Raw genomic sequence first — 26,291 nt, forward strand, 5'->3', positions numbered from 1 at the left:
ACGCGGGGCGGACCACCACGCCCACGGTGACAGGATGGCGCCATGCTGCGGCGCCGGTCGACCGAACACGCTGGTCCGAACGGGCTCACCGCCCGCACCGCCGACGGCGTGACCCTGCGCGGGCTGCACCTGTCCGGCGGTGCCGACACCCCGACGGATCACGCGGTGGTCGTCGCTCACGGCATGACCAACGCCACAGCCAGGGTCTCCACCCGCGCCGTGCTCGCGCGGTTCGCGAACCGCACCGCGGTGGTGGCGCTGGACTTCCGTGGCCACGGACGGTCCGACGGCCGGTCCAGCGTCGGCCGGGACGAGATCCTGGACGTCGACGCCGCGATCGGCGCCGCGCGGGGGCTCGGCTACACCCGCGTCACCCTGGTCGGGTTCTCGCTCGGCGCGGCGGTCGCCCTGCGGCACGCGGGACGCACCCGCACCGACCCCGCGCTGACCGAGGCCGCCGACGCCGTCGTCGCGGTGTCGCCGCCGGCCCGCTGGTTCCTCCGCGAGAGCCGCTCGATGCTGCGGGTGCAGTGGTTGCTCGAGCACCCGGTCGGCCCGTTCCTCGGGCCCCGGTTGGGCATCCGGCTCGGCCGGCCGTGGAGCACGGTGCCGAGCACCCCGTTGGACGAGGTGTCGCGGATCGCCCCCACCCCGCTGCTGTTCGTGCACGGCACCGCCGACCACTACTTCGGTCCCGAGCAGAGCGTCCGGCTGCACCGCGCCGCGCCCGGCGCCGAGCTGTGGCTCGTCGACGGCATGGGGCACGCCGAGAGCGGCATCGCCGCGACCACCGTCGACCGCATCCTCGACTGGTCGCTGCGGCAACCGACGTCACGGTGAGTCGCGCACACTGTCGCTGTGCGCAGATTCCTGGTCTTCCTCGTCGTGCTCGCCGTGCTGCTGGTCGGCGCCGACTTCGGTGCGCGGTACGTCGCCACCCAGAAGATCGGTGAGGCGCTGCAGAGCCGGCTCGGCGTCGGGCAACCGCCGACGGTGGACATCGCCGGGTTCCCCTTCCTGCTGCAGGCCGTCCGTGGTGAGTACGGCAGCGTGCGCGCCGCCCTGCCGCCGGAGACCCTCGGGCCGCTGACCGACGTCCGGGTGTCCGTCGAGCTGCAGCGGGTCCGGCTGCCGCTGTCCGAGGCGCTCAGCGGCACCGTCGACCGGCTCACCGCCGACGCGGGCCGGATCCGGTTGACCGTCCCCACCGCCGCGGTGGCCGCCGCCGTCGGGCTGCCGGGCCTGACCGTCACCGCACAGGACGGGGCCCTGGTCGTCGGCGCCACCGTCACCGTCCTCGGGCAGTCGTACCCGGTGACCGCCCGGCTCGACGCCGCGGTGGACGACGCCGCCCTGGTGCTCCGCAGCGGCGAGCTCAGCGGCGCGGGCCTGACCCTGCCCACCGAGGTGACGAACGCGCTCGCCACCCTCGTCGACCTCACCGTCCCGTTGGACGCGCTCCCGTTCCGGGTGACCAGCGGCAGCGTCACCGTGGACGGGGCGGACGTGGTCGTCGACGCGACGACGGGCCCTCTGGACCTGGCCACCGGCTGACCCACCGCACCCGCTCCCACCGGCGGCGCAGCACCGTCGAACGGTTCCCGCGCCAGGCCGCGGCTGGTAGTTTGACCCACCATGGGCCCGCTGCTGACTCAGCGCCGCGCGATCGACCTGAACCGGGTCGCCAGCGCGATGTGTTGCCGACCCTCCCGCTGACGCCGAGCAGCCCGCCACCCGTACCGGGTGCGCCCGCGGACCACCGTCCGCCCGGTCCCGTCACACCGCCCGCCCGCCGGACCTCTGTCCGCCCCCGCAGCAACCGTCCCGCGCATGCCGGGCCGTCCCCCAGTTGAGGAGAAGTCACCACCATGAGCCGTGCCGAGAACCTGGTCACCACCGACTGGGCGAACGACAACCTGAACACCGCCGGACTGGTCTTCGTCGAGGTCGACGAGGACACCAGCGCCTACGACGGCGGTCATCTGCCGGGCGCGGTGAAGATCAGCTGGCGGGACGACCTGCGCGACGCGGTGAAGAACGACTTCATCGACAAGGCGGGGCTGGAGAAGCTGTTCAGCGAGAAGGGCATCGCCGTCGACGACACCATCGTGCTGTACGGCGGCAACAACAACTGGTTCGCCGCCTACGCCTACTGGTTCTTCACCCTCTACGGCCACGAGAAGATCGTGCTCATCGACGGTGGCCGCAAGAAGTGGGAGCTCGACGGCCGCCCGTTGACCACCGACACCGTGACCCGGCCGGCCACCACCTACACCGCCAAGGACGCCGACCTGTCGATCCGGGCGTTCCGCGACGACACCGTCGCCGCGATCGGCACCAAGAACCTCATCGACGTCCGCTCGCCCGGTGAGTTCGCCGGCCAGCTCGGCGCCCCCGCGCACCTGCCGCAGGAGAACGCGCAGCGCCGCGGCCACGTCCCCGGCGCCATCAACATCCCGTGGTCCAAGGCGGCCAACGAGGACGGCACGTTCAAGTCCGACGCCGAGCTCACCGAGCTCTACGCCGACGCCGGGTTCGACGACTCCAAGGAGTCCATCGCCTACTGCCGCATCGGCGAGCGCTCCAGCCACACCTGGTTCGTGCTCAGCGAGCTGCTCGGCAAGAAGAACGTGAAGAACTACGACGGCTCCTGGCTCGAGTACGGCACCCTCATCGGGGTCCCGATCGAGCTCGGCGAGCCCGCCAAGTAAGCCCCGACCCGAGAAACGGACACCCGCCATGTGTGCAGCACCCGAGCAGACGCTCGACCTCCCGCCCGGCACCGACACGGTGACCCAGGCCGTCATCCAGGGCCGCGTGCTGGCCGGCGCGGAGCCGGTCGCCGGCGCCCACGTCCGGTTGCTCGACGGCACCGGCGAGTTCACCGCCGAGGTCGTCGCCTCGCCGGAGGGCTCGTTCCGCTTCTACGCCGGCCCCGGCAGCTGGACGGTCCGCGCGCTGTCCCGCGGCGGCAGCGGCCAGTCGGACGTGGCCACCCGGTACGGCGTCTACTCGGTGGACGTCCTCGTCGGCGCCTGACGCACCGCACCACCCGACGGGGTGCCGGCCGCCGCTGCGGCCGGCACCCCGTCGGCGTTCCCGGACCTGCGCCCCCCGGGCGGCACCGGGCACGGTCCCCGTCCCCCGGCGCCCGGCGCCGGTGCCCCGCCGGCATTCGCGACACAGCGACCGACGTGGCCGGTCCCACGCCCGGGCGGGGCGCGTCGGCCGGACGGCTCCGGTTATGGTGGGTCCGTGGAAATCTTCTACACCGGCCTGCTGGTGCTCGTGGCGATCGTCATCACGTGGTTCGCCGTCTACGTGGTGTACCGGCTGCTGCACGAGGACAAGTGACCCCTCCGTCCGCCGCGGACGACCGACCGGACACCCCGGAAGGATCGCCGCTCCCCGACGTCACGCCCGCCGCTGACGATCCTGGCTCGCGCCCCTCGGGCAACGACGCTCTGGCCGCGGCCATCGAGCGCAGCCTGAGCCCGCAGGGCACCACTGCGCTCAACATCGGCGACACCGTGCCGCTGCCGGTCGGCGCCGACACCGCCAACGTCCGGCTGGGTCCACCCCTGGACGACGCGAACCTGTCGCTGCTGCCGCTCGTCGGGGTCTGGCGCGGCGAGGGTCACCTGCACGGTCCCCAGGAGACCCCGGACCGCGTCTTCGGTCAACAGCTGACCATCTCCCACGACGGTCGGGGCTTCCTGCGTCACGAGTCGATCACCTGGGTGTTCGACGAGGACGGAACCGCGCTGCCCGCCGGCCGCGAGGTCGGCTGGTGGCGGCCGCAGCCCGACGGCGTCATCGAGCTGGTGCTCGCCGACGCCGACGGCGTCGTCGAGGTCTTCTACGGCACCGCGCAAACCCTCGCGTCCTGGTCACTCGGCACCGACGCGGTCCTGCGCACCACCAGCGCGCCCGCCGTCACCGGCGCGACCCGGCTGTACGGGATCGTCGACGGGCGGCTGGCCTACGTCAGCGAGCGCGCCACCGCCGAGCACCCGATGCGGCCGTACGCCTCGGCGCTGCTGGACCGCCAGGCCGGCTGACTCAGCGCACCTCCGGCTTCGGGTAACCGGCCGCCGCCCACTGGGCGTAGCTCAGTGCCGTCACCGTGCCGTCCGGCGCCTGTGCGTAGATCGTCGGGTCCACGCCGTTGCCCCAGAAGCTGGTGTTGATGATCCAGCCCGCCTCCGCCGGCGCCGGATACCCCGCGCGCGCCCACCGGTCGTAGTCGAGGAAGTCCCACTGCCACTGCGGGTCGCCGGGCCAGAACGTCACCGCGACCAGGCCGGGTGCCCAGGAGTACTTGACCACGTTCGAGGCGATGGAGCCGACCGCCGGGTAGCCCGCGGCCACGTAGTCGTCCCAGGTCATCGCCATCTTCTCCGACCAGCCGTTGACCTGGGCCAGCTGGTAGACCGTGTCGGAGAACTGCGTCTTGACGTAGCTGACCGACGTCGCCTGCTGCATCGGGAAGAACCAGTTCGACCGCAGGCCCATCGCGCTGCGGAACTGGTCGCCGGTGACCGTCGCCCGGCCGGCACTGCCGACCACGTCCATGTTCAGCACCCGGCCGCCCTGCGCTCCCTCACCGTCCCGGCGGGTCACCTGCAGCGCCGTGAACTGGCCGATCTGCGGGTAGGCGGCGGTGATGGCGGCACCGGTCAGCTCCACCCGCCAGGTGTTGTGCGGCGAGCGCAGGTCGCCCCAGTCCTGCACGTGCCCGAAGCTCGGGCCGGTCGTGCGGCCGCCGGTGGACGAGCCGAACTCGGTGTGCACCACCGCACCGCCGCGCACCCGGACCACCCCGGCGCTCGCGGCCACGGCGAAGTCCGTCCGACGGTCCTCGACGGAGGCCCCGTTGCGGCCGGCCCCGCCGTAGACCTGGCAGGCGATGGTGTCGCAGGTCATGGCGTAGGCGTACCGACGCTCGGACAGCGCGTAGCTGCGCGCGGCGACGGCCTGCGCGGCGAGGGCCTGCATCCCCCGGCCGCCGCCGAGGTCGGCCCAGCTCGCCACCGACTCCCGCGGCACCACCCCGCGCAGGTACTGCTCGACGGGCAGCGTGTTGACCACCCGGAGGGCGCCGCCGACGTTGTCGGCGATGACGGCCAGCGACCCGCGGTACTGGGTGGCGTTGGCGCAGGTGGTGAGCATCCGGGACAGGGTGTCCCCGGGGTCGGCGTCCAGGGTGATCGTGGGGTTGGCCGGCAGCGGGTAGGGGCCGTACTGCTCGCCCGGCCGGCAGCCGCCGTACGCGGTGAACAGCTGCCAGCTGCCGCCGTCCCGGGTGACCCGCGCGGCCGCGCCGGCCTCGATGTGCACGCCCCCGACGGTGAAGCCCTGGCCGGCGGTGATCCAGGTGCCGGCCGCGGAGTCCAGCACGGTCAGCCGCACCGAGATCGGCGAGTTGCCGACCACCCCCTGGTCGGTCCCGTTGTAGTAGTGGTCCAGGATGGTCCGCGCGCTCCAGCCCTGGTCCACGGCGTACCCGAGGGCGCCGTACTGGCCGAGGCCGCGGCCGTGGCCGTAGCCGTGCCCGACCAGGGTGACCGAGCCGGGAGCGGCCGCGGCGGGCACCGCGGCGACCAGCCCCGCGGCGACGGCCAGTGCCGCCGCCGCGGCCAGCGTGCGCTTCCAGCGGCCGGTCACGAGAAGTACCCGACGACGTCGACGATCACGTGGCTGCTCCCGGAGTTGTTGAAGATCTGCGCGGACCGGTCGGTCCCGACCGGCAGCAGGACGGCGTTGGCCGCGGCGACACCGGGCCAGGGGTTGAGATCGGAGGTGGTCGGGCGGGTCCCGCCGGTGGCCCAGACCCGGAAGTGGGTGGGCGCGGAGGTGCCGTCGCTGGTGAGCGTGCCCAGCACCGCGGTGGCGTCGGCCGGGGTGCCACCGGCGCCGGCGGTGGTCTGGGTCAGCGCCTCCCCCGCCCCCAGCGGGGCGCGCCGGCCGGGGCCGTAGCGGGTGTCCAGCACCCGCGAGGCCGGCACCGAGGTGTACCGCGCGCCGCCCGGGCCGAACCATCCGACGACGTCGACGTAGACGCGGGTGTCGCCGCCGACGTTGCGCACCGAGATCCGGCCGTCGGCGACCGCGACCAGCGTGCGGTTGGTGACGTCGCGGCCCAGCACGACGTTGGCGGTGGACGACGCCGACGCCGCCCCCGCCGGCTGCACCGAGACGTTCCCGGGCCGCGAGGCCTGCGACAGCGTGACGTTCACGATCGCCCCGGTCATCGCGGAACGGTCCACCCCCAGGGCGCCGGCCACGTCCAACGTCCGGGTCTGGCCGTCGGACATGGGCAGGGCGGCGCCGTCGAGCAGCCGGGTCGGGGCGGTGGTGCGCACCCCACTGCCACCGGCGGCGGTGAAGTAGCCGACGACGTCGACGACGAGGTGCACGGAGCCGGCGTTGTTGCCCAGGGTCACGCCGCCGCCGCTGCCGATCGGCACGACCACGAGGCCGGGCACCGTGGTGCCGGTACCCACGTTGAGCGACGACGTCGAGGGCCGGGCCGCCCCGGCCGGCCAGGCCGTGAGGTGGCTCGGCTGGGTGGCGTCCACGGCGGTGACGTTGAGCGCGACCCCGCGGGCGTCGGCCGGGACCGCCCCGCCGGTGACGGTCACGGTGCGGCTGGATCCCGGGCCCAGCGGCTGGGTGCGGCCGGACCGGCTGTCGTAGATGCGGGACGGGGCGACGGGCACGAACCCGGCCGCGGTGATGCCGCCGCTGAACGCGGCGCCGCGGGCCGTCTCCGTGGGCGGCACCACCTCGATGCGGCCGGCCGCCAGCCCGCCGGCGGCGGTGCGCAGGTACCAGGTGTACATCCCGCCGCGGACGGGCGTCAGGGAGTCGTCGAGCAGATCCCACGCCCCCGGGAACGGGCCGCGCTCGGCGTACCCGGTCACCCGGCGGACCTGTGCACCGGTGGACTCCTCGACCACGCTGAACTCCCACGGCTGTGCGCTGGGCAGCATCGCGGTGAACGGCGCCGGCGCGCCGGCGTAGGCGACCTGCTGCAGGGCCGGTGCGGCCCCGGTGAGGGTGGTGTCGGTCTGGCGGGCGACCCGGTCGGCGGCGACGCGCAGCTCGGGCAGCCGCGGGTAGAGGTACTCGCCCGGGCACAGCGTGTTCCCGGCGTCGCGGTGCCCGCTGACCACGTCGAAGGTCACCCGCTGACCGGCCGGGTACTTGGAGGTGCCGCCGCCGGCGCCGACGAGGGAGTCGCGGCCGAACGGGTCGCGGTTGTGCAGGCCGAGCTTCCAGCCCAGCAGGTGGGCGATGCCGCTGAGCAACGCGTCGGTCGGGGGCACCGTCTCGTAGTTGCCGATGGCCGAGACGCCGAAGCTGTCGGTGTTGAACCCGCCGGTGTGCGCGCCCTTGACCGCCCGGTCGACGCCGCCCCAACGGCCTTCGTAGACCCGGCCGAACTTGTCGACGAGGAAGTTGTAGCCGACGTCGCACCAGCCGTTGACCAGCACCTGGTAGGCGTAGATGGACCGGACCTCGGCGGCGGTACCGGCGGCGTCGTAGGTGTTCGTGGACGCCACGTGGTGCACGAAACCCACCTTGATCGTGCTGTTGTACTCGACGTCGCAGCCCTGCTGCTTCTCCCGCAGGCTCTCGTCGGCTCCCCATTCCGCGCGGGTGATGATGGCCGGCGCGTTCGGCGCCGGCGGCGCGGCGGCGGCGGCCGACGGGTTCGCGGGCCCGGCCCCGGCGGGCGGCACCGTGGCCAGGGCGGCGTCGCCGGGCCCGGTGCCCGCGTCGACGGTGGTCACGGCGAACCCGGCCGGTGCCGGTGCCCCCACCGCCGGCATCACACGGACGCGGTAGGCGTCCGCGCCGGAGACCAGCAGCGGCTCGGTCACGGTCAGCGACTGGGACGACGCCGCCCGGGCGGCCTCGGCGGTGTCGGCGTCCGGCCCGCCGTCGACGGCCTCGAGCTGCTCCCACGACGACCAGGTGCCGTTCTCCCGCACCGTCACCTCGATGACCGGCGCTGCGGTACCGGCCGCGTAGCTGAACCCGATCGCGTCGAACGGCTCCACCGTGGAGTCCGCCGCGACGAGTGCCGGAGCCCCGACGGTCGCAGATGGCGGACCGGACGGCGCCGCTCCGGTGCTCCCGGCCGCGGAGTCCGGGGCCGTCGGCCCACCGCCCGTGCGGGCCCGGCTGTCAGCGCCGGCCTCCACCGCGGCGGTCAGGGTGAGCTCGGTACGGGTCACCTCCGGGGCGACGCCGGGTGCGGCGACCGGGGCGACCGGTGCCGTGGCGGCGACCACCGGCGCCGACGGGGTGCCGGACGGCGGCTCGGCGGACGCCGGGGTGCCGACGAGGACGCTGCTCAGCACGACAGCCGCGGTCAAGTTGGACCGGAGGGCGAGAACGGGGCGCACGGGTGATCAGCTCTCCGCGGTTCGTGGGGCCGGGCCTCGCCTCGGCGGTTCACCGTCGGCGCCGACCCGGGACGGCAGTGTCCGGGGACCAGCCCCCGTGACAGCAGTGAACCCCAGCACCCAGCGTCCTGGCAAGACCACACAGAGTGACTCCGGGGGGCGATCACTCACCGCTGCGACCGCGGTTACACCGAAAGACCGCGATGTGCATCACGCGATGTCAAGAATTGTCCCGGGTTCGCGGTAAATTGCGGATGCGCCCATTCGGATCGATCATCAACGATTGATCCCGAACGTTCCGCGTGATGGACGACGTCGTCCACCACGACCCGAAGCTCGTCCTTCTGTCGCCGGACACTCCGGTGACGTCCGCCGCGTCGCCACGAGCACGCCTCGGACGGGACAGATCGGACGGGCGCCGAGCCGGCGCCCACTGTCGCGCGCTCCGCACTCGATCTCACCTTGCGTAGTCTATTGACTGCGCGTAGTCACAGATCTAGTGTTTACGTCACTGAACAACTGCACTGCGTCAATGCGAACTGTCCGGGTGTCACCTTGCGTAGGCGAGGATCCGGCAGTCCGCCGTCGTCCCGGACGGCACGACGCAGGGCAGGCACTGCCGGCGCATCCCGGCACGACCACCCCGCCACGCATTCCGAGGTGGTCGACGCCTGCGCGCAGGAATGCCCGCCCGCATCACGGAAAGGAATTCGGACAAATGCAACTCCGCCATTACGGAACCGCTCGGCGACCCGATCGGGTGGCATTTCCGGGCTGGGTGACGCATTCCGTGATGCATTCACCCGCATTCATCGCGGTTCCGCCGGGCCGAACGCCACCGCCGGGTGGTCGGCCACCCTCGGTGACCACGCAACGACCGCACGACACCGACTGCACGACCGTTTCGACCGTCTTCGCCCTCATCCCCACCATCGCCCCCGCCACCGCCCGCGCCGGAGTGCACCCCGCCGGCCGGCCGCAGCACGAGGAGTTCGCATGCGCAGGACACTGACGACGATCCTGGGGGTGGCGGCCCTGGCTGCCGGCTTCGCGACCGTCCCCGCCACGGCGTCCGCCGGAGTCCCCGGCAACGTCCAGATCCCCAAGGTGAGCCCGAACGCCGGCTGGGAGACCCCCGCCTTCGGCACCAACTACAGCCAGATCGGCGAGAAGTTCTCCGCCGCCGCCATCGGCGACTTCGACAACAACGGCGTGCTGGACATCGTCGCGGGCTTCCCCGACGGCAACATCTACGCCTGGCGCACCGACAACGGCGCCCGCTGGTTCCAGTACTGGACGGGCCCGGGCGCGATCCAGGCGTCCCCGGCCCTCATCGACTACAACCGCGACGGGCGGCTGGACGTGGTCTACGCCAACACCCACGGCGACGTGGGCGTCGTCGGTGCGGACACCCGCTCGATCCTGCGGGTGAAGTTCGGCCCGGACAAGCCGTGGAACGGCGCGTTCGGCACCCCGGCGATCGCCGACATCGACGGCAACGGCAACCTCGAGATCATCGTGACCGGCTTCGACGGCTACGTGCACGTCTACATGGAGAACGGCCTCGAGTTCCCGGGCTGGCCGAAGTACCTCAACGACACCAGCTGGTCCAGCCCCGCCGTCGGCGACATCGACGGCGACGGCAAGCTCGAGATCGTCGCCGGCTACGACTGCGACGGCGCCCCCGGTCAGAGCTGCGCACCCGACTACGGCGGGTACGTCGGGGCCTGGAACCCCGACGGCAGCAACGTCCCCGGCTGGCCCAAGTTCGTCGCCAAGCAGGTCGTGTGGTCCTCCCCCGCCCTCGCCGACCTCGACGGCGACGGCCGGCTGGACGTCGTCGTCGGCCAGGGCAACATGCCCGGGACGATGTGGGACAACTACGCGCAGAAGATGAACGGGCAGTACGTCTACGCGTTCCGCGGTGACGGCTCCAACGTCCCCGGCTGGCCGGTGGGCATCGGGCGCAACGTCACCTCCTCGCCGGCGGTCGGCGACGTCAACGGTGACGGCCGGCCGGACGTGGCCGTCGTGGCCGAGGACGGCTACCTGTACGCCTTCAACCACGCAGGCCAGACGTTGTTCGCCCGCTGCGCCGGGAACAACCCCTACGCACCGCAGAACACCGGGGTGGCCACCTCCACCACGTGCCCGGGGCTGCACGCCTCGGCGTCGATCGCCGACGTGGACAACGACGGGCGCCAGAACGTCGTCATCGGCGGCGAGCAGTGGCTGCGGGCCTACGACGCCAACGGCGACCTGCGCTACAGCGGCGAGACGGCCGCCTACACCGACCCGATGACCGCCACCCCGAGCGTCGTCTCGGTCAACGGCAAGACCTGGATCGTCGAGGTCACGGCCAACCGCAACACCGGGCGGGTCTTCGCCTGGACCACCAACACCGCGTTGGGCAGGGCCGACTGGCCGACCTTCAAGGGCAACTACAAGCGCAGCGGCGGCAACACCACCCCGACCGCGCTCGCCCCGCCGGCCGCGCCGAAGCTGACCGTGTACAAGAACAGCTACAGCTCGACCCTGTACAAGACGGTCAACGGTGGCGCCGTGCCCATCGACTACGCCGAGTGGTCCCGCGCCGGTTTCCCGGCCCCGCAGAACAGCCCGACCGAGTTCGTGAAGTACCCGTGGGCGCCGAGCATCTACGCGGTGACCTTCTGGTCGGCGGGATGGCAGTGGGACCGGTTGAACTACGACCAGTGGTCCCGCGCCGGTTTCCCGGCCCCGCGGACCGCGGGTTGGATCGCGGGCTCGGACCTGTACAAGAAGAGCGGTTCCAGCACGTTGTACGTCAAGGACCCGACCGGCCTGGTGCACGAGCTGACCTACGCGGAGTGGGCGGCGATGGACTTCCGCGCTCCGCGCACCGTCTGACACCACCCCGCACGAGCGACGGGCCCGGCCCCTCCCCCAGGAGGCGCCGGGCCCGTCGTCGTCGGGGCCGGGGGACCGCTCAGCCGCCGAGGGCGGCGCTGACCACCTCACGGGCCTCGGCCTGCACGACGGCCAGGTGCTCGGGGCCCTTGAACGACTCGGCGTAGATCTTGTAGACGTCCTCGGTACCGGACGGGCGCGCGGCGAACCAGGCGCTCTCGGTGGTGACCTTGAGGCCGCCGATCGGGGCCCCGTTGGCCGGCGCGGTGACCAGCCGGCCGGTGATCTTCTCCCCCGCCACGGTGTCGGCCTGCACGTCCTCCGGGGACAGCCTGCCCAGTTTGGCCTTCTGCTCCTTGGTGGCCGGGGCGTCGACCCGGGCGTAGGCCGGCGAGCCGTGCCTCGCGGTCAGCTCGCCGTACAGCTGCGACGGCGTCTTACCGGTCACGGCCAGGATCTCCGAGGCCAGCAGACAGAGCAGGATGCCGTCCTTGTCGGTGGTCCACACGGTGCCGCGCTTGCGCAGGAACGACGCCCCGGCCGACTCCTCGCCGCCGAAGCCGATGGTGCCGTCGATGAGACCCGGCACGAACCACTTGAAGCCGACCGGCACCTCGTCCAGCCGCCGACCGAGGTCGGTGGCGACCCGGTCGATCATCGACGACGACACCAGGGTCTTGCCGATGCCGGCGTCCGCGGGCCAGTCCGGCCGGTGCGAGTACAGGTACTGGATGGCCACCGCGAGGTAGTGGTTGGGGTTCATCAGCCCGCCGTCGGGGGTGACGATGCCGTGCCGGTCGGCGTCGGTGTCGTTGCCGGTGGCGATCTGGAACTGGTCCTTGCGCGAGACCAGGGAGGCCATCGCCGACGGCGACGAGCAGTCCATCCGGATCTTGCCGTCCCAGTCCAGGGTCATGAACCGGAACGTCGGGTCCACCACCTTGTTCACGACGTCGAGGTCGATGTGCAGCCGCTCGGCCATCACCTCCCAGTAGCCGACGGACGCGCCGCCCAGCGGGTCGGCGCCGATCCGGATGCCGGCCTCGCGGATCGCGTCGATGTCCAGGACGTTCTCGAGATCGCCGACGTAGGACGCGGTGTAGTCGTAGTAGCCGGTCGAGTCCGCGTTGCGGGCCTGTTCGTAGCCGACCCGCTTCACGTCGGCCAGGTTGCCCGCGATGATCGCGTTCGCGCGGTCGGCGATCCAGGAGGTCGCGTCGGTGTCGGCCGGCCCGCCGTTCGGCGGGTTGTACTTGAAGCCGCCGTCGCGGGGCGGGTTGTGCGACGGGGTGACGACGATGCCGTCGGCCTGCGGACCGGTGGACCCGCGGTTGGCCTTGAGGATGGCGTGCGACAGCGCGGGGGTCGGCACGTAGCCGTCGTTGACGTCCAGCAGCACGGTCACGTCGTTGGCGGCCAGCACCTCCAGCGCCGACTGGGTGGCCGGCGCGGACAGCGCGTGGGTGTCGGCGCCGAGGAACAGCGGCCCGGTGGTGCCCTGGCCGCGGCGGTACTCGCAGATCGCCTGGGTGATGGCCACGATGTGGTCCTGGTTGAACGCCGTGTCCAGCGACGAGCCGCGGTGGCCGGAGGTGCCGAACGCGACCTTCTGGGCCGGGTTCTGCACGTCCGGGTGCAGGTCGTAGTAGGCACCGACGACGGCGTCGACGTCGATGAGATCGCTGGGCTCGGGAAGCTGTCCGGCACGTGAGGTCATGCACGCATCTAACCCGACCCGACGGTCCCCGGCACGACAGGGACGCCGGTGTCCGGCCGCTGCGACCCGGCGGTCCGGACGGTGGTCAGGAGCCGGGCATCTCCAGCAGCGCGGCGAGTTCACCGGTGGCCGCGCCGCGGGCGCGGGGGGTCCCGTCGATGCTGACGACGGGCGCGAGCAGCCGGACCCCGGAGACCAGCCAGACACCGTCGGCGGTCCGCAGGTCGTCGGGGGTGAGCGGCGCGGTCTGGGCCTCCCAGCCGGCGTCCTCGGCCGCCCGGAACAGCCGGCGGACCGTGACCCCGGCCAGGATCCCCTCGACCGGCGGGGTGATCAGCAGCCGGCCGCGGGCGATGACGACGGTGGCGGTGGGACCTTCCAGCACGTGGCCGTCGGTGCCGACGAAGACGACGTCGTCGGCGCCGTGCCGGTCGGCCCAGCGCCGGGCGGCCATGTTCATCGCGTACGACAGCGTCTTCGCCCCGGCCAGCAGCCACGGCAGGGTCGCGACCTGCTCACCGGCGAAGCCCCGGTCGAGCAGCAGCACCGCGATGCCGTCGGCGCGTTCCCGGGCGATCCCGGCTCCGACGGGCCCGCCGAGCACGAAGCAGGTCGGCGCCCCGCTGCCCTCGCGGCCGCGGGTCGCGATCAGCCGGAGCACCATCTGCGCCCCGCCGGTCCAGGCGACGAGCACGGCGTCGATCCCCCGGTGCCAGTCCGACAGCGGCGGCAGCGTCAGGTCGAGCATCCCGGCGCTGACCTCGAGCCGAGCGAGGTGCTCGACCAGGTCGCGGGGTCGGCCGTCGACGGCCAGCGTGGTCTCGAAGATGCCGTCGCCGCGGAGCACGCCGTAGTCGTCGACGTGGATCAGCGGCTGGTTGACGTCGACGAGCGTGCCGTCGAGCAGGGCGGCGACCGGGGTGTCCATCCGCGACACGCTAGTGGGCCGGTGCCCGGTGCCGGTGCTCCGGTCGTCGCCGGGACACTGCTGCTCCGGCCCGTCCCGGAGCGCAGGGTCACGCGGAACGCGCGGTGGTGATGCCGCCGTCGACGGCGAGTTCGGTGCCGTGCAGGTAGGCGGACTGCTCCGACAGCACCCAGGCCACCGCCGCCGCGACCTCCTCCGGGGTGCCCGGACGGCCGGCGGGGATGCCGGCGGTCATCGCGGCGAGGACGTCGCCGTCACCGGCGTTGATCGGGGTCCTGGTGGCGCCCGGCGACACACTGTTCACCCGGACGCCCCGCGGCCCGAACTCCGCGGCCCAGCTGCGGGCCAGCTGGATCCCGGCGGCCTTGCTGGCCGCGTAGAGCCCGACGAACGGATGCCCGACGTGGGCCATCCACGACCCGATGACCACGATCGCGCCGCGGCCCCGCTCCACCATCGCCGGTGCCAGGGCCGCGGTGAGCACGTGCGGCGCCCGGACGTTGACGGCGAGGGTGGCGTCGAGCTCGGCGTCGGTCAGCGTGAACGTGTCCACCGCCGGGCACAGCGCGGCGTTGTGCACCACGGCGTCCAACCGTCCCCCGGCCGCCGCGGTCGCCACGGCCGCGAAGGTCCGTAGCTCGTCGGCGGAGGAGGTCAGATCCGACGGGACGAACACGGCGTGACCGCCGGCGTGCTCGACGTCGGCGACGACGGCCGCACCCCGGGCGGCGTCGCGTCCGGTGACGACGACCCGCCAACCCTGCGCCCCGAGGGCGCGGGCGGTGGCGGCGCCGATGCCGCTGGTGGATCCGGTGACGAGGACGGTGGACGGGGACTCGGTGGAGGTCATGGGATCCAGTGGACGTGCTCCGGCCGCGTCCCACCAGGGCAGGACGTGCCTGGTCACCGCATGCCCACCCAGGCGCGCGGCGGTCGACCTAGAGTGGCGCTGTGCCCGCCGACCGTTCCGCCCTCGGCGCGTTCCTCCGCTCCCGGCGGGACCGGCTGACCCCCGCCCGGGCCGGGATCCGGGCCTTCCCCGGGGCGCGCCGCGTTCCCGGCCTGCGCAAGGACGAACTGGCGGTGCTGGCCGGGCTGAGCCCGGATCACTACAGCCGCCTGGAGCAGGGCCGGCAGCACACCGTCACCGAGGAGGTCGTCGAGGCGCTGTCCCGGGCCCTGCAGCTCGACGACGTCGAACGCGCCCACCTCCGCGACCTGGCCGCACCGGCCTCGCAGCGGCGCCGGGCGGCGCCGGAGATCGCCCAGCGGCCCGAGCCCGGGATGCTGCGGCTGATGACGGCGCTGGATTCCCTGCCGGTCCTGCTGCTCGGCCGGCGCTCGGAGGTGCTGGCCCGCAACGGACTGCTGTGCGAGGTCCTGGGTGCGTCGCTGCCGCCGGGCTCGTCGTTCCTCCGCTGGCTGTTCCTCGACCCGGGCGCGCGGGTGCGCATCACCAACTGGACCGACTTCGCCGCCGCGTCGGTCGGGGCCCTGCGCTACGAGTCCGGACGGCGTCCCGACGACCGCCGGCTGACCGCACTGATCGCCGACCTGCGGGCCGCCGACGACGACGTGGCGCGGTGGTGGGACGACCAGCGGGTCACCTTCCGCACCTCGTTGACCAAGGTCGTCGACCACCCCGCCGCCGGACCGCTGCAGTTCGGGGTCGAGTCGGTCGTCGGGCCGCACGACCCCGACCAGCGGCTGGTCGTCTACACGGTCGAACCGGGATCCCCGACCGCCGCGGTGATGCCGATGCTGGCCAGCTGGGCGTCCGCACCCACCACTTGACTCAGAGTTTGCGCAGCTGGATCCGCTTGACCGAGTGGTCGGCGCCCTTGCGCAGCACCAGGTTGGCGCGGCCCCGGGTCGGCTGGATGTTCTGCAGCAGGTTGGGCTCGTTGATCGATCCCCAGATCTCGGTGGCCAGCGCGACGGCCTGCTCGTCCGACAGCGCGGCGAAGCGGTGGAAGAACGCGCCGGGCTCAGCGAACGCCGACTCGCGCAGGTGCAGGAACCGCTCGACGTACCACTGCCGGATGTAGGCGGTCCGGGCGTCGACGTAGATGGAGAAGTCGAAGTAGTCGCTGACCGCCAGCGCGCTCTCGTGCAGCCGTTTGCCCGGGGCGGGCAGCGTGGCCGGCTGCAGCACGTTGAGGCCCTCGACGATGAGCACGTCGGGCCGCCGGACGACGATCTCCTCGCCGGCCAGGATGTCGTAGGTGATGTGGTCGTAGCGGGGGGCCCGGACCTCGGCCGCCCCGGACTTCACGTCCCGGACGAACTTCAGCAGCGCGCGCCGGTCGTAGGACTCGGGAAACCCCTTGCGCTGCATCAGCTTGCGCTTCTCCAGCACCTTGTTCGGGTGCAGGAACCCGTCGGTGGTGATCAGCTCCACCCGCGGCGTGTCCGGCCAGCGGCCGAGCAGCTCCTTGAGCACCCGGGCGGTGGTCGACTTGCCGACGGCCACGGACCCGGCCACACCGATCACGAACGGGGTGCGCTGCTGCCGCTCGGACAGGAACTTCGACGTCACCCGGTGCAGCTCGCCGGTGCCGGCGACGTACAGGCTCAGCAGCCGCGACAGCGGCAGGTAGATCTGCTCGACCTCGGCCAGGTCGATCGGGTCGGTCAGGCCGGACAGCCGGGCGATCTCGTCGTCGGTCAGCGGCACCGGGGTGGACGCGGCCAGCGCGCTCCATTCAGCCCGGTCGAACTCGACCCACGGCGACCGGTCGTCCTCGTGGTGCGGCCGCCCGTCCGGGTCGGCGGGTGTCCCCGCGGGCGACGGCACCGTCCCGTCGGGCACCGCTGCGGGGAGGGCCTCGGGCACGAACCGCACACCGTCGTTGACGTGGGACATGGACGTTGATTGTGCCCGGTCACCGGGCCCCGACCGGCCGCGCGGACCGCCTCCGGGACGTGACTCGCGCCGCATCCGCCGGCCGGCCGGCGGGCCCGCGCGGCCGGCACGGTCCGCGGCCACCGACGACCGGGCGACCGGCCTACCATCGCAGGTATGGACGAGACCCCGGGTCCGCTGCCCCTCCTGCACCCCGCACACTCCCCGCTGTTGCAGCGCCCCGGCGCGGTGGCCGGCAGCGGCGCCGACGCGACCGTCGCCTGGCACTACGGCGACCCGATGGGCGAGCAGCGCCGGACCGAGCGCGGCACCGGCCTGGTCGACCGCTCGCACCGGGAGGTCCTGAAGGTCGCCGGCACCGACCGGCACGACTGGCTGAACAAGCTGACCAGCCAGCTGCTGCTGCCGCTGGCCGACGGCGCCGCCACCGAGGCGCTGGTGCTGTCACCGCAGGGCCACGTCGAGCACCACTTCGGCGTCACCGAGTTCGGCGACGCGGTGTACCTGGACACCGAGCCCGGTCGCGGAACGGCGCTGCTGGACTACCTGGAGCGGATGAAGTTCTGGAGCCGGGTCGACCTGTCGGTCGCGCCGCTGCGCCAGCTCAGCCTGCTCGGCAGGGGGGCCGCCCAGCTGATCGACGGGACACCGGCGGTCGGCCGGGCCGTGGCCCACGGCGACGGATTCGTGCGCCGCAGCCGGCTGGGCGTCGACGTCTTCACCCTCGACGTGGCCGGCACCGCGACGACGCTGATCGCCGCGGGCGCGGCACCCACCGGCAGCTGGGCCGACGACGCCTTGCGCGTCCCCACCCGACGGCCGCGGATCGGCGTCGACACCGACGACCGCACCATCCCCAACGAGGTCAGCTGGCTGACCGACGCGGTGCACCTGCACAAGGGCTGCTACCGCGGCCAGGAGACCGTGGCCCGGGTGGCCAACCTGGGCCGGCCGCCCCGCCGGCTGGTGATGCTCAACCTCGACGGCAGCCAGGACCTGCTGCCCGCCCCCGGCGACCCCGTGACCACCGCCGAGGGCCGCACCGTCGGCCGGCTCGGCACCGTCGCCCAGCACCACGAGGACGGCCCGATCGCGCTGGCGCTGGTCAAGCGCGCGGTCGGCCCGGACGCCGCGCTGCTCGCCGGTGGCGTCGACGCCCGGATCGACCCGGCCGACGGCGTGCCCGACGACGCCTCACCGATGTCCCGCCTGGACCGGGGCGCGTTCGTCGACCTCCGCCGCAACTGAGTCCGGTACGTCGCCCCGTGACCGACCTCGTCGACCTCGCCGCCCTCCGGGACGCCGCCCGCCGCATCGACGGCATCGCGGTGCGCACCCCGCTGCTCGAGTCGCCGTGGCCGGACCTGTGGCTCAAGCCCGAGACCCTGCAGCCGATGGGTGCGTTCAAGATCCGCGGCGCGGTCACCGCGATCAGCCGGCTGGGCGCCGCCGAGCGGGCGCGCGGCATCCTCGCCCACTCGTCGGGCAACCACGCCCAGGCCGTGGCCTACGCCGCCCGCCGGCTGGGCATCGACGCGCACATCGTCATCCCCGACAACGCCCCGGCCCGCAAGATCGAGGCGACCCGCGGCTACGGCGCCACCGTCGAGCTGGTGCCGCTCACCGAACGGTTCAGCCGGCCGGCGGAACTGCAGCGGGAGACCGGCAAGGCGATGATCCCGCCGTTCGACAGCCTGGACGTCATCGCCGGTCAGGGCACCGTCGGTCTCGAGATCGCCGAGGACGCCCCCGATGTCGCGGTGGTGCTGGTGCCGGTCTCGGGCGGCGGGCTGATCTCCGGCACGGCGGCGGCGGTCGCGGCGCTGCTGCCGCACGCGGTGGTGATCGGCGTCGAACCGGAGCTGGCCGGCGACGCCGCGGCGTCGTTCCGGGCCGGGGTCCGGCAGGAGTGGTCACCGCACGACACCGCCCGCACGATGGCCGACGGGTTGCGGACGTTCTCCGTCGGGCACCTCACCTGGCCGCACATCCAGGCCCACGTCGCCGACATCGTCACCGTCACCGAGGACGAGATCGCCGAGGCCACCCGCCGGCTGCTCATCGACGGCCGGCTGCTCGCCGAGCCGTCCGGCGCGGTGAGCGCGGCGGCGTTCTTCTTCCACCGCGACCGCCTCCCGCCCGGCCGGACCGTCGCCGTGATCTCCGGCGGCAACATCGACCCCGCGGTGCTGCGCTCGCTGCTGGCGTGAGCGGCGTGCTGCTGTCGCTGGCGCTGCCGGCGGCCGACGACGACGTCCTGCTGCGCCTCGTCGCTGACGCCGTGCACGTGGGCGCCGTCCGGGTGCACCTGGCGGCGCCGGCGTCGGTGGTGACGGTCAGGGCGCTGCGGGCCGCCACCCCGGCCCTGCTGAGCGCGGCCACCGGGCCGGCCGACGACGTCCTGGACCTGGTGGGCCACGACCATCCCGCGGTCGCCGGACACACCGTCTTCGTCGGCCGTGCCGGCGATGCGGTCCTGGTCGACATGGTGCCGCCCGCGGCCGACGACGACGCCGCTCTGGTGGCCGCCCTGAGCGGCCGGTTGGCCGGGCTGCCCGCCGACGGCCCGCTGCGGTCGGTGATCGCCCGCGGGGACCGGGCGACGCCCGCGGTGCTCACCGCGCTGGCCACGGGCGCCCACCTGCGGATCGGGCCGGGCGACGGGCCCGTGGTCGTCGGTGACGCGGTGCGGGCCCTCGCCCGGGCCGCCGCACTGGCCCGGTTGGCCGGCCGGCCACCGTCGACCGTCGACGAGGCCCGGGCGCGGCTGCTCCGGTGAGCCCACGTCGTCGTCGCTGACGCGGTGCGCGCCACCGTCCCGGGCCGCCGCACCGGCCCGGTCGGCCACCCACCGCCCACCCCCCTCGACGAGGCCCGGGCGCGGCTGCTGCGGTGAGCCGGATCTATGGTGGCGTGCGGCCACCGCCGGGCGGCCGCGAACGGGAGGTGCGTCACGGTGATCGAGCTGGTGCGGGTCGTGCGGTCGGGATTCCACGAGAGCAGCCACCTCGGGGCGGTGGTCGTCACCGGACCCGACGGCGCGGTGCTCCGGGCGCTGGGCCCGGTCGACCTCCCGGTGTTCCCCCGGTCGTCGAACAAGCCGTTCCAGGCGCTGGCGATGCTGGCCGCCGGTGCTCCGCTGGCCGGCCCCGATCTGGCGCTGGCGTCCGCGTCGCACTCCGGTGAGCCGATGCACACCCAGCGCGCCCTGGCCATCCTGGCCCGCGCCGGGCTCGGCGAGGACGATCTCGGCTGCCCCGTCGCCCTGCCGCTGCACGAGGGCGCCCGGGACGAGGTCATCCGGGCCGGCGGTACCCCGCGCCGCATCTACATGAACTGCTCGGGCAAGCACTCCGGGATGCTGGCCGCCTGCGTCGCCGCCGGCTGGGACACCCGCTCCTACCTGTCCCCCGACCATCCGCTGCAACGGTCGGTCGCCGCGCAGGTCGAGCGGCTCTCCGGCGAGGCCCCCGTGGCCACCGGCGTCGACGGCTGCGGTGCCCCGCTGTACGCGATCAGCCTGACGGGTCTGGCGCGGGCGTTCGGGCGGCTGACGACCGCCGCACCGGGAACGCCGGAGCGGGCGGTGGCCGACGCGATGCGCACCCACCCGGAGCTCGTCGCCGGCACCGGCCGCGACGACACCCTGATGATGCAGGCGATCCCGGGTCTGTTGATGAAGGCCGGCGCGGAGGGTGTGCACGCCGCCGCCCTCGCCGACGGCCGCGCCGTCGCGCTCAAGATCGCCGACGGGCACGAACGCGCGCGCACCCCGGTGCTGGTGGCGGCGCTGCGTTCGCTGGGCGTGCAGAGCCCGGTGCTCGACCGGTTCCAGCGCGGTGTGGTGCTCGGCGGCGGCGTGCCGGTGGGGTCCGTCGAGGTCGTGCCCGGTCTGTTCTGAGTGGCCCGGCGTGTCGCCGGGACGCGCCGCGGCGGCTGCGTCACAGCGGGATGCAACCGCCACGACGGAGCCTGTAAGCTGGGCCGCACGAATGGTCAACTAATCCGGAGCCGCCACTTGCTGGCCGCTCCGCTTCTTCGCGCAAGGGGGTCCGCCAGATGGGGCGAGGCCGTCAGAAGGCAAAGCAGACCAAGGTCGCACGGGATCTGAAGTACAACACCCGCGAGATCGACGTCAGCGCCTTACAGAACGAGCTCTCTGGACGACCCGGCTCTCCGCCGTCGGCCACGAGGGATGACCTTGACGAAGGGTACGGCGACTATGAGGATGCCTACGGCACCGGTCGTTGAGACCGGATCTTCTCTCTCCTGACGCGGTGCTAACGCGGACGACGGGTGACCCCGGTTCACGCCGGGGTTGACCCGCCTGCTCACCGTGGGCTCAGCGGACGGTCCGGAGCGACAGCGCCCGCCACCTGCCGCAGCAACGGCAGGCTCGGATCGGCGGCACGGCCCTGATCGTCGGTGGTGGCGGTCAGCGTCGTCACCAGGCTGATCGCGATGCGCCGTTCGGGCGGGTGGGCATGCCGGCGCCGACACCGGCGAAGGTTGCCTGGGCGATCCAGTCGGCCATCAGCAACACGCCGAGACCGTAGCCACGGTCGGCGTTCCGCGTGGTGCACACCGGGCACGCTTCGGTGCGCCGGCCCGGGCCGACGAGGTTGTCGCCGATCTGCTGCGCGTACCTCTCCGGCGTCAACAGCGCACCCGGGCCGACCTGCTCGGCGGTGGTGGCCAGATCGGTGATGTCGGTGGGCTGCACCGCTCCGGCCGTTGTCCACGACGGATTCCAGGAGGTCGGGTCCTCGACGACGGCGTGGCCGCCGGGATCTGCGGGAACGGTCGGCGTTCTGCGCTCCGGCTGTGCAGCGTCGGCGACGGGAGCAGGGCGGTGTCCGCGCCGGCGGTGGTCCGCAGCCCCATCGGCCCGAGGGTCTCGTCCTGCATCAGGGCGCCCAGCGGTTTCCCGGTGACCGCCGTCAGCAGGCGGGCACGGCCCGTCGGCCGTCCCGGCGGGTCGGCGGCCGACGTGACCTCCATGGTGCGGTCACGGTCACGGGCGGGTTCGGACGAGCGGCATCCCGGGAGCTCATCCACTGACGGCCACGAGGGACCGGTCCCGGACCATCGATCCAGGCCCGGTGTCCGGAGGGCACCCCGGACACGCGCGACCGATCCCGGATGCGGGCGCCCGATTCGCGGTCGGGAGTGCGGACGGCACCCGGACGCGGCAACCGGTTCCGGACGCGGGCAACCGATCCGGGCCGGGCACCGTCCTTGATCCGACGAGCCGATCGGAGATGACCGTGCGGGGACGACGACCGATCTTCCTGGCCGTGGCGCTGGTGCTGTCGACGGCCGCGGCCTCGGACGTGGCGACCTCGCCGGTACCGCTGCAGCCGCTGCTGCCCGAGCTGGCCGGCCGCTCCTTCGTCGCCGTCGGCACCGTGAGCGGCGCCGGCGGTGAGATCACCGCCCTGGCTCCCGGGGCCGCCCTGGAGCTCACGTTCGACAGCCGGTCGGTGGTGGCCGAGACGCCCTGTGGGCGGTACACCTACCCGCCGCTGACGGTCACGCCGACCGGAGGCCGGTACGCGATCGACTTCGGCTCACCCACCGGTCCGGCGTGTGCGGACCCGGGCGGGGCCGGCCGGCCCACCGGCACGCTGCTCTGGAGCGGGCGTTCCGACGGCCGTCACGCCCTGGGCGACGGCCCGACCGCGATCGTGCTCGGCGCGGCCGCCGGCGACCTGTGGACCTCGGCCTGGGTGATCGTCCCGACCACCACGATGCTCCTCGCCGCCGCGGGCTGGTGGGCGGTTACGTCACGCCGTCGGCGCCGTGCGGCGCCGGGCGAGCTCCGGCCGCCCGGACCCTGGTGGTGAGCACGGTCCCGCCGGGTGCCCTGGACACCCTCGGAGGAGTGGACGTGCGTTCACACCGTTCTCCCACGTCAGCGATGTTTCCGGGCCCTCCGCGGCTGGGTAGTACAGCAGTCGCGAGACGATGTGGCCACTGACGCGGGGATTCCCTGAGCGCGGCGGGCCGGACGACGGAACGCACGGCGTCTGACAGGGCATCCGCCCCCAGAGGTCACCTTCGGAGATCGGCGAAACCGCCGCCGGTCGAGAACGAGAGGAGTACCCGATGAGCATCGGAGACAAGATCAAGCACGCCGCCGAAGAGGCCGTGGGCAAGGTCAAGGAGACCACCGGAAACGCGACCGACAACGAGAGCCTGAAGGCCGAGGGCCAGGCCGATCAGGCGTCGGCCAACGCCAAGCAGGCCGGTGACAAGGTCGGCGACGCCGCCAAGAACGTGTTCGGCAGCTGAGCCAGCGTCACCCCGGGGCCGCTGCGGACGTCTCGTCCGCGGCGGCCCTGTGCTTTTCCGCCTCTCGGGACGGACGGCATCTGCGGAACCGCCGTCGCCTCCCGGACGTTCCCTGACCGGGACGTGAACCGCCCGCACCACCGCACCACACCATCGCCACCCGAGAGGAGCACCACCATGTTCGGAGCACTCAAGAAGCTGGCCACCGCCGGTGGTATCGCCGCTGCACTGCGCAGCCCGCAGGGGCAGCAGGCCATCGCCAAGGCGAAGCAGATGGCCGCCGACCCGGCCAACCGGCAGAAGATCGCCGACCTGGCCAAGAAGTTCGGCGGCAAGAACAAGGGCACCCGCGGCCCCGGTACGTACTGACCGGTCTTATGACGCCACGAGCCGCCGTCCCCGTGTTCGGGGACGGCGGCTCGCGTCGTGAAGGCAGGGTCAGAAGCGCGGGTGATCGCCCTCGAGGGTCACCCGGGGCTCGTCCACGCCGGACGCCTCGACGGTGCCGAGAACCCAGTTCGGCACGTGCCGGGCGGTCAGGATGGCCTGCGCCCGGTCGGCGTCGTCGGCCTTGACGACGGCGACCATGCCCACACCCATGTTGAAGGCCAGTTCCATCTCGGCCCGCTCGACGCGACCGTGTCCGGCGACGAAGCCGAACACCGGCAGCGGCTGCCAGCTGCGCCGGTCCAGCCGGGCGGTGACACCGCGGGGGATGACCCGGGCCAGGTTGTTGACCAGCCCACCACCGGTGATGTGGGCGTAGGCGTGCACCTCGGTGTCCCGGCCCAGCGCCAGACAGTCCAGCGCGTAGATCCGCGTCGGCTCCAGCAGCTCGACCCCGAGCGGTCGGCCGAACTCCTCGACGTAGCCCTCCAGCGGCAGCCGCTGGATCTCCAACAGGATCCGCCGGACCATCGAGAACCCGTTGGCGTGCACGCCCGACGAGCCCAACGCGATCACCACGTCGCCCGGCCGGACCCGGTCCGGCCCGAGGATGGCGTCCATCTCGACGATCCCCACGGCGGTGGCGGCCAGGTCGTAGTCGTCGACGTTCATCAGACCCGGGTGTTCGGCGGTCTCCCCGCCGACCAGCGCGCAGCCCGACAGCTGGCAGCCCTTGGCGATCCCGCCGACGATGGTGGCGATCTTCTCCGGGACCAGCGCTCCACAGGCGATGTAGTCCTGCAGGAACAGCGGCTCCGCGCCGCACGCGACGAGGTCGTCGACCACCATCGCGACCAGGTCGATACCGATGGTGTCGTGGACGTCCAGAGCCTGCGCGATCGCGGTCTTGGTCCCGACCCCGTCGGACGACGACGCCAGCACCGGCTCCCGGTACTTGCCCATCGGCAGCTTGAACAGCGACGCGAAACCGCCGATGCCGCCCAGCACCTCGGGCCGGTAGGTCTTCTCGGTGTGCTTGCGCATCAGATCGACGGCTGCTTCACCGGCGGCGACGGAGACGCCGGACCCGGCGTAGGTCGTGCCGGAGCCCAGCGGGTGGTGTTCGGTCATGGTCGGGTCAGTGCATCCTCTGCGCCGTAGCTTGCCGCGTGGACCGATGGCACTCCCGCATCCGCACCGGAGGCGACGCCCCGGGCGATGCCCTCCAGGACGTGCTTGCCGACCTGGGCGGGGATGGCCACCGGGTACTCACCGGTGAAGCAGGCCGTGCAGAGCCGGTTGCGCGGCTGCTCGGACGACTGCACCAACGATTCGAGGGAGACGTAGCCGAGGGTGTCCGCGCCGATGAAGGCCCGCACCGACTCGACGGCGCTCTCGTCCGGGCTCGCGTTGGCGATCAGCTCGGTGCGGGAGGCGAAGTCGATCCCGTAGAAGCAGGGCCAGCGCACCGGCGGTGCGGCGATCCGCACGTGGACCTCCAGCGCCCCCGACTCGCGCAGCATCCGGACCAGGGCCCGCTGGGTGTTGCCGCGGACGATGGAGTCGTCCACGACGATGAGCCGCTTCCCACGGATGACGTCCCGCAGCGGGTTCAGCTTGAGCCGGATACCGAGCTGCCGGATGGTCTGCGACGGCTGGATGAAGGTCCGCCCCACGTAGGCGTTCTTGACCAGGCCCTGGCCGTACGGGATGCCCGACTGCTGGGCGTAGCCGATGGCCGCCGGCGTGCCGGACTCGGGCGTCGGGATGACCAGGTCGGCCTCCACCGGTGCCTCGATGGCCAGCCGGCGACCGACCTCGACCCGGGTCGCGTGCACGCCGCGGCCGGCGATGGTGGTGTCCGGCCGGGCCAGGTAGGCGTACTCGAAGAGGCAGCCCTTGGGATCGGGGGTGGCGAACCGTTCGCTGCGCAGCCCGTCGTTGTCGATGGCCAGCAGTTCGCCCGGCTCGACCTCACGGACGTAGGAGGCGCCGACGATGTCCAGGGCGGCGGTCTCGGAGGCGACGACCCAGCCGCGGTCCAACCGGCCCAGCACCAGCGGGTGGATGCCCTGCGGGTCGCGGGCGGCGTACAGGGTCTGCTCGTCGCAGAAGACGAAGTTGAACGCGCCCTTGAGCGTGGGCAGCAGCTCCATCGCGGCTCCGAAGATCGTGGAGTCGGCGGAGCGGTCGGCCAGCAGCCGGGTGACGACGTCGGAGTCGGTGGTCGACCGGTTGAACGCCGACCGGCCGGGGATGAGCGCGGCCTTGGACGCGAGCTCGGCGGTGTTGACCAGGTTGCCGTTGTGGCCCAGCGCGATGCCGCTGCCGACCGCCGTGGTGGCGTAGGTGGGCTGCGCGTTCTCCCAGTTGTTCCCGCCGGTGGTGGAGTAGCGGCAGTGCCCGACGGCGATGTGTCCGACCAGCGACGACAGCGTCTGCTCGTCGAAGACCTGGGAGACCAGGCCGAGGTCCTTGAACACCAGGATGCCGGCGCCGTCGGCCACGGCGATGCCGGCGGCCTCCTGGCCGCGGTGCTGCAGCGCGTACAGCCCGTAGTAGGTCAGCTTGGCGACCTCTTCGCCGGGAGCCCAGACGCCGAAGACGCCGCACTCCTCCTTGGGCCCCTCGTCGACGACGTCGATCTCCAGACGTCGCCCCGACAGGGGCGGCTGCGGCGGGTCCGCCGGGTGGTGGCTGATCGGGTGCGCATCGAGGCTGTTCGCCGCGAGTCTGTCCACGAGTCAGGGCTCCTTGTGTGGGCGGAAACTACGGCACCACTCTAACGGCCAC

General features: G+C 73.1%; 25 protein-coding genes. 16 read left to right on the plus strand and 9 right to left on the minus strand.

Translation table 11 applies throughout. The annotated features are described in order from the left end of the window. Positions 1-42 precede the first annotated feature (42 nt). The 6 genes from DB033_RS11435 (at position 43) to DB033_RS11455 (ending at position 4,061) form a co-directional block, all read left to right on the plus strand. Positions 43-840: an alpha/beta hydrolase gene (locus DB033_RS11435; protein ID WP_111766781.1), complete on the plus strand. Its 798-nt coding sequence runs from the start codon at positions 43-45 to the stop codon at positions 838-840. Between the two features lie 18 nt (positions 841-858). Further along, positions 859-1,554 (plus strand): LmeA family phospholipid-binding protein, encoded by a 696-nt coding sequence (locus DB033_RS11440; RefSeq protein ID WP_111766782.1) that lies wholly within the window; start codon positions 859-861, stop codon positions 1,552-1,554. 81 nt (positions 1,555-1,635) lie between these two features. Beyond that, complete coding sequence (locus DB033_RS21810) at positions 1,636-1,716, plus strand: putative leader peptide (RefSeq protein ID WP_420814062.1); 81 nt, start codon at positions 1,636-1,638, stop codon at positions 1,714-1,716. Positions 1,717-1,868: 152 nt separating this feature from the next. Next, complete coding sequence (locus DB033_RS11445; RefSeq protein WP_111766783.1) at positions 1,869-2,711, plus strand: sulfurtransferase; 843 nt, start codon at positions 1,869-1,871, stop codon at positions 2,709-2,711. 28 nt (positions 2,712-2,739) lie between these two features. Beyond that, positions 2,740-3,039 carry a DUF1416 domain-containing protein gene (locus DB033_RS11450; RefSeq protein WP_111766784.1) on the plus strand — a complete coding sequence of 100 codons (300 nt, stop codon included), beginning with the start codon at positions 2,740-2,742 and terminating at the stop codon, positions 3,037-3,039. Positions 3,040-3,464: 425 nt separating this feature from the next. Further along, on the plus strand, positions 3,465-4,061 hold the full coding sequence (locus DB033_RS11455; RefSeq protein ID WP_420814063.1) for a heme-binding beta-barrel domain-containing protein: 597 nt from the start codon (positions 3,465-3,467) through the stop codon (positions 4,059-4,061). 1 nt (position 4,062) lies between these two features. On the opposite strand, the gene DB033_RS11460 is transcribed toward DB033_RS11455, so the two are convergent. Both DB033_RS11460 and DB033_RS11465 read right to left on the minus strand, forming a co-directional pair. Further along, complete coding sequence (locus DB033_RS11460) at positions 4,063-5,667, minus strand: SpoIID/LytB domain-containing protein (RefSeq protein WP_111766786.1); 1,605 nt, start codon at positions 5,665-5,667, stop codon at positions 4,063-4,065. After that, positions 5,664-8,387: an N-acetylmuramoyl-L-alanine amidase gene (locus DB033_RS11465; protein WP_170315521.1), complete on the minus strand. Its 2,724-nt coding sequence runs from the start codon at positions 8,385-8,387 to the stop codon at positions 5,664-5,666. Before DB033_RS11465 ends, DB033_RS11460 begins: the two co-directional genes overlap by 4 nt. 1,026 nt (positions 8,388-9,413) lie before the next feature. Here DB033_RS11465 and DB033_RS11470 point away from each other — a divergent pair. Then, positions 9,414-11,306 (plus strand): FG-GAP repeat domain-containing protein, encoded by a 1,893-nt coding sequence (locus tag DB033_RS11470; protein WP_111766788.1) that lies wholly within the window; start codon positions 9,414-9,416, stop codon positions 11,304-11,306. Between the two features lie 79 nt (positions 11,307-11,385). Here DB033_RS11470 and pgm read toward each other — a convergent pair whose 3' ends face one another. From pgm to DB033_RS11485, 3 genes are all read right to left on the minus strand, one after another. After that, positions 11,386-13,023, minus strand: coding sequence for a phosphoglucomutase (alpha-D-glucose-1,6-bisphosphate-dependent) (gene pgm / locus DB033_RS11475; RefSeq protein ID WP_111766789.1), 1,638 nt, complete (start codon positions 13,021-13,023; stop codon positions 11,386-11,388). Between the two features lie 85 nt (positions 13,024-13,108). Further along, complete coding sequence (locus DB033_RS11480) at positions 13,109-13,951, minus strand: aminodeoxychorismate lyase (RefSeq protein WP_111767431.1); 843 nt, start codon at positions 13,949-13,951, stop codon at positions 13,109-13,111. Positions 13,952-14,039: 88 nt separating this feature from the next. Continuing rightward, positions 14,040-14,801 carry an SDR family NAD(P)-dependent oxidoreductase gene (locus tag DB033_RS11485; RefSeq protein ID WP_111766790.1) on the minus strand — a complete coding sequence of 254 codons (762 nt, stop codon included), beginning with the start codon at positions 14,799-14,801 and terminating at the stop codon, positions 14,040-14,042. 101 nt (positions 14,802-14,902) lie between these two features. On the opposite strand from DB033_RS11485, the gene DB033_RS11490 reads away from it, so the two are divergent. Next, on the plus strand, positions 14,903-15,745 hold the full coding sequence (locus DB033_RS11490; RefSeq protein WP_111766791.1) for a helix-turn-helix transcriptional regulator: 843 nt from the start codon (positions 14,903-14,905) through the stop codon (positions 15,743-15,745). 1 nt (position 15,746) lies between these two features. Here the strand turns inward: DB033_RS11490 and coaA are convergent, their stop codons facing one another. Further along, the gene (coaA, locus tag DB033_RS11495) at positions 15,747-16,817 is read right to left on the minus strand and encodes a type I pantothenate kinase (protein ID WP_111766792.1); all 1,071 of its coding nucleotides are present in this window, start codon (positions 16,815-16,817) and stop codon (positions 15,747-15,749) included. Positions 16,818-16,973: 156 nt separating this feature from the next. Here coaA and ygfZ point away from each other — a divergent pair, with 156 nt between their 5' ends. The 5 genes from ygfZ to DB033_RS11520 all read left to right on the plus strand — a co-directional run bounded on the left by ygfZ (position 16,974) and on the right by DB033_RS11520 (position 21,068). After that, positions 16,974-18,065 carry a CAF17-like 4Fe-4S cluster assembly/insertion protein YgfZ gene (gene ygfZ, locus DB033_RS11500; RefSeq protein ID WP_111766793.1) on the plus strand — a complete coding sequence of 364 codons (1,092 nt, stop codon included), beginning with the start codon at positions 16,974-16,976 and terminating at the stop codon, positions 18,063-18,065. Between the two features lie 17 nt (positions 18,066-18,082). After that, a complete protein-coding gene (locus DB033_RS11505) occupies positions 18,083-19,027 on the plus strand; it encodes a threonine ammonia-lyase (RefSeq protein ID WP_111766794.1) in 945 nt (314 codons plus the stop codon). After that, positions 19,024-19,596 carry a 3-keto-5-aminohexanoate cleavage protein gene (locus DB033_RS11510; protein ID WP_111766795.1) on the plus strand — a complete coding sequence of 191 codons (573 nt, stop codon included), beginning with the start codon at positions 19,024-19,026 and terminating at the stop codon, positions 19,594-19,596. Before DB033_RS11505 ends, DB033_RS11510 begins: the two co-directional genes overlap by 4 nt. A gap of 177 nt (positions 19,597-19,773) precedes the next feature. After that, entirely contained in the window at positions 19,774-20,718 is a 945-nt protein-coding gene (locus tag DB033_RS11515; protein WP_240615844.1) for an asparaginase, read from the plus strand. 158 nt (positions 20,719-20,876) lie between these two features. Next, entirely contained in the window at positions 20,877-21,068 is a 192-nt protein-coding gene (locus DB033_RS11520; protein WP_111766797.1) for a DUF3073 domain-containing protein, read from the plus strand. A 193-nt stretch (positions 21,069-21,261) separates the two neighbouring features. On the opposite strand, the gene DB033_RS11525 is transcribed toward DB033_RS11520, so the two are convergent. Continuing rightward, positions 21,262-21,540: a hypothetical protein gene (locus tag DB033_RS11525; protein WP_111766798.1), complete on the minus strand. Its 279-nt coding sequence runs from the start codon at positions 21,538-21,540 to the stop codon at positions 21,262-21,264. A gap of 538 nt (positions 21,541-22,078) precedes the next feature. On the opposite strand from DB033_RS11525, the gene DB033_RS11530 reads away from it, so the two are divergent. From DB033_RS11530 to DB033_RS11540, 3 genes are all read left to right on the plus strand, one after another. Then, complete coding sequence (locus DB033_RS11530; protein ID WP_111766799.1) at positions 22,079-22,663, plus strand: hypothetical protein; 585 nt, start codon at positions 22,079-22,081, stop codon at positions 22,661-22,663. Positions 22,664-22,925: 262 nt separating this feature from the next. After that, on the plus strand, positions 22,926-23,111 hold the full coding sequence (locus DB033_RS11535; RefSeq protein WP_111766800.1) for a CsbD family protein: 186 nt from the start codon (positions 22,926-22,928) through the stop codon (positions 23,109-23,111). Positions 23,112-23,288: 177 nt separating this feature from the next. Next, entirely contained in the window at positions 23,289-23,480 is a 192-nt protein-coding gene (locus tag DB033_RS11540; protein ID WP_111766801.1) for a hypothetical protein, read from the plus strand. 69 nt (positions 23,481-23,549) lie between these two features. Here the strand turns inward: DB033_RS11540 and purM are convergent, their stop codons facing one another. Next, entirely contained in the window at positions 23,550-24,629 is a 1,080-nt protein-coding gene (gene purM / locus DB033_RS11545) for a phosphoribosylformylglycinamidine cyclo-ligase (RefSeq protein ID WP_111766802.1), read from the minus strand. Then, positions 24,626-26,164, minus strand: a complete 1,539-nt coding sequence (gene purF / locus DB033_RS11550; protein WP_111767432.1) for an amidophosphoribosyltransferase — start codon at positions 26,162-26,164, stop codon at positions 24,626-24,628. Before purF ends, purM begins: the two co-directional genes overlap by 4 nt. Between the last annotated feature and the right edge of the window lie 127 nt (positions 26,165-26,291).

Origin of the sequence: Nakamurella deserti (assembly GCF_003260015.1) — a bacterium.
GTDB classification, from domain to species: domain Bacteria; phylum Actinomycetota; class Actinomycetes; order Mycobacteriales; family Nakamurellaceae; genus Nakamurella; species Nakamurella deserti.

Bases quoted from the DNA above. Each gene is read 5' to 3' on its own strand.
- DB033_RS11435 (WP_111766781.1), top strand. From the start codon at position 43: ATGCTGCGGCGCCGGTCGACCGAACACGCTGGTCCGAACGGGCTCACC.
- DB033_RS21810 (WP_420814062.1), top strand. From the start codon at position 1,636: ATGGGCCCGCTGCTGACTCAGCGCCGCGCGATCGACCTGAACCGGGTC.
- DB033_RS11445 (WP_111766783.1), top strand. From the start codon at position 1,869: ATGAGCCGTGCCGAGAACCTGGTCACCACCGACTGGGCGAACGACAAC.
- DB033_RS11450 (WP_111766784.1), top strand. From the start codon at position 2,740: ATGTGTGCAGCACCCGAGCAGACGCTCGACCTCCCGCCCGGCACCGAC.
- DB033_RS11470 (WP_111766788.1), top strand. From the start codon at position 9,414: ATGCGCAGGACACTGACGACGATCCTGGGGGTGGCGGCCCTGGCTGCC.
- pgm (WP_111766789.1), bottom strand. From the start codon at position 13,023: ATGACCTCACGTGCCGGACAGCTTCCCGAGCCCAGCGATCTCATCGAC.
- DB033_RS11480 (WP_111767431.1), bottom strand. From the start codon at position 13,951: ATGGACACCCCGGTCGCCGCCCTGCTCGACGGCACGCTCGTCGACGTC.
- DB033_RS11485 (WP_111766790.1), bottom strand. From the start codon at position 14,801: ATGACCTCCACCGAGTCCCCGTCCACCGTCCTCGTCACCGGATCCACC.
- coaA (WP_111766792.1), bottom strand. From the start codon at position 16,817: ATGTCCCACGTCAACGACGGTGTGCGGTTCGTGCCCGAGGCCCTCCCC.
- ygfZ (WP_111766793.1), top strand. From the start codon at position 16,974: ATGGACGAGACCCCGGGTCCGCTGCCCCTCCTGCACCCCGCACACTCC.
- DB033_RS11520 (WP_111766797.1), top strand. From the start codon at position 20,877: ATGGGGCGAGGCCGTCAGAAGGCAAAGCAGACCAAGGTCGCACGGGAT.
- DB033_RS11530 (WP_111766799.1), top strand. From the start codon at position 22,079: ATGACCGTGCGGGGACGACGACCGATCTTCCTGGCCGTGGCGCTGGTG.
- DB033_RS11535 (WP_111766800.1), top strand. From the start codon at position 22,926: ATGAGCATCGGAGACAAGATCAAGCACGCCGCCGAAGAGGCCGTGGGC.
- DB033_RS11540 (WP_111766801.1), top strand. From the start codon at position 23,289: ATGTTCGGAGCACTCAAGAAGCTGGCCACCGCCGGTGGTATCGCCGCT.
- purM (WP_111766802.1), bottom strand. From the start codon at position 24,629: ATGACCGAACACCACCCGCTGGGCTCCGGCACGACCTACGCCGGGTCC.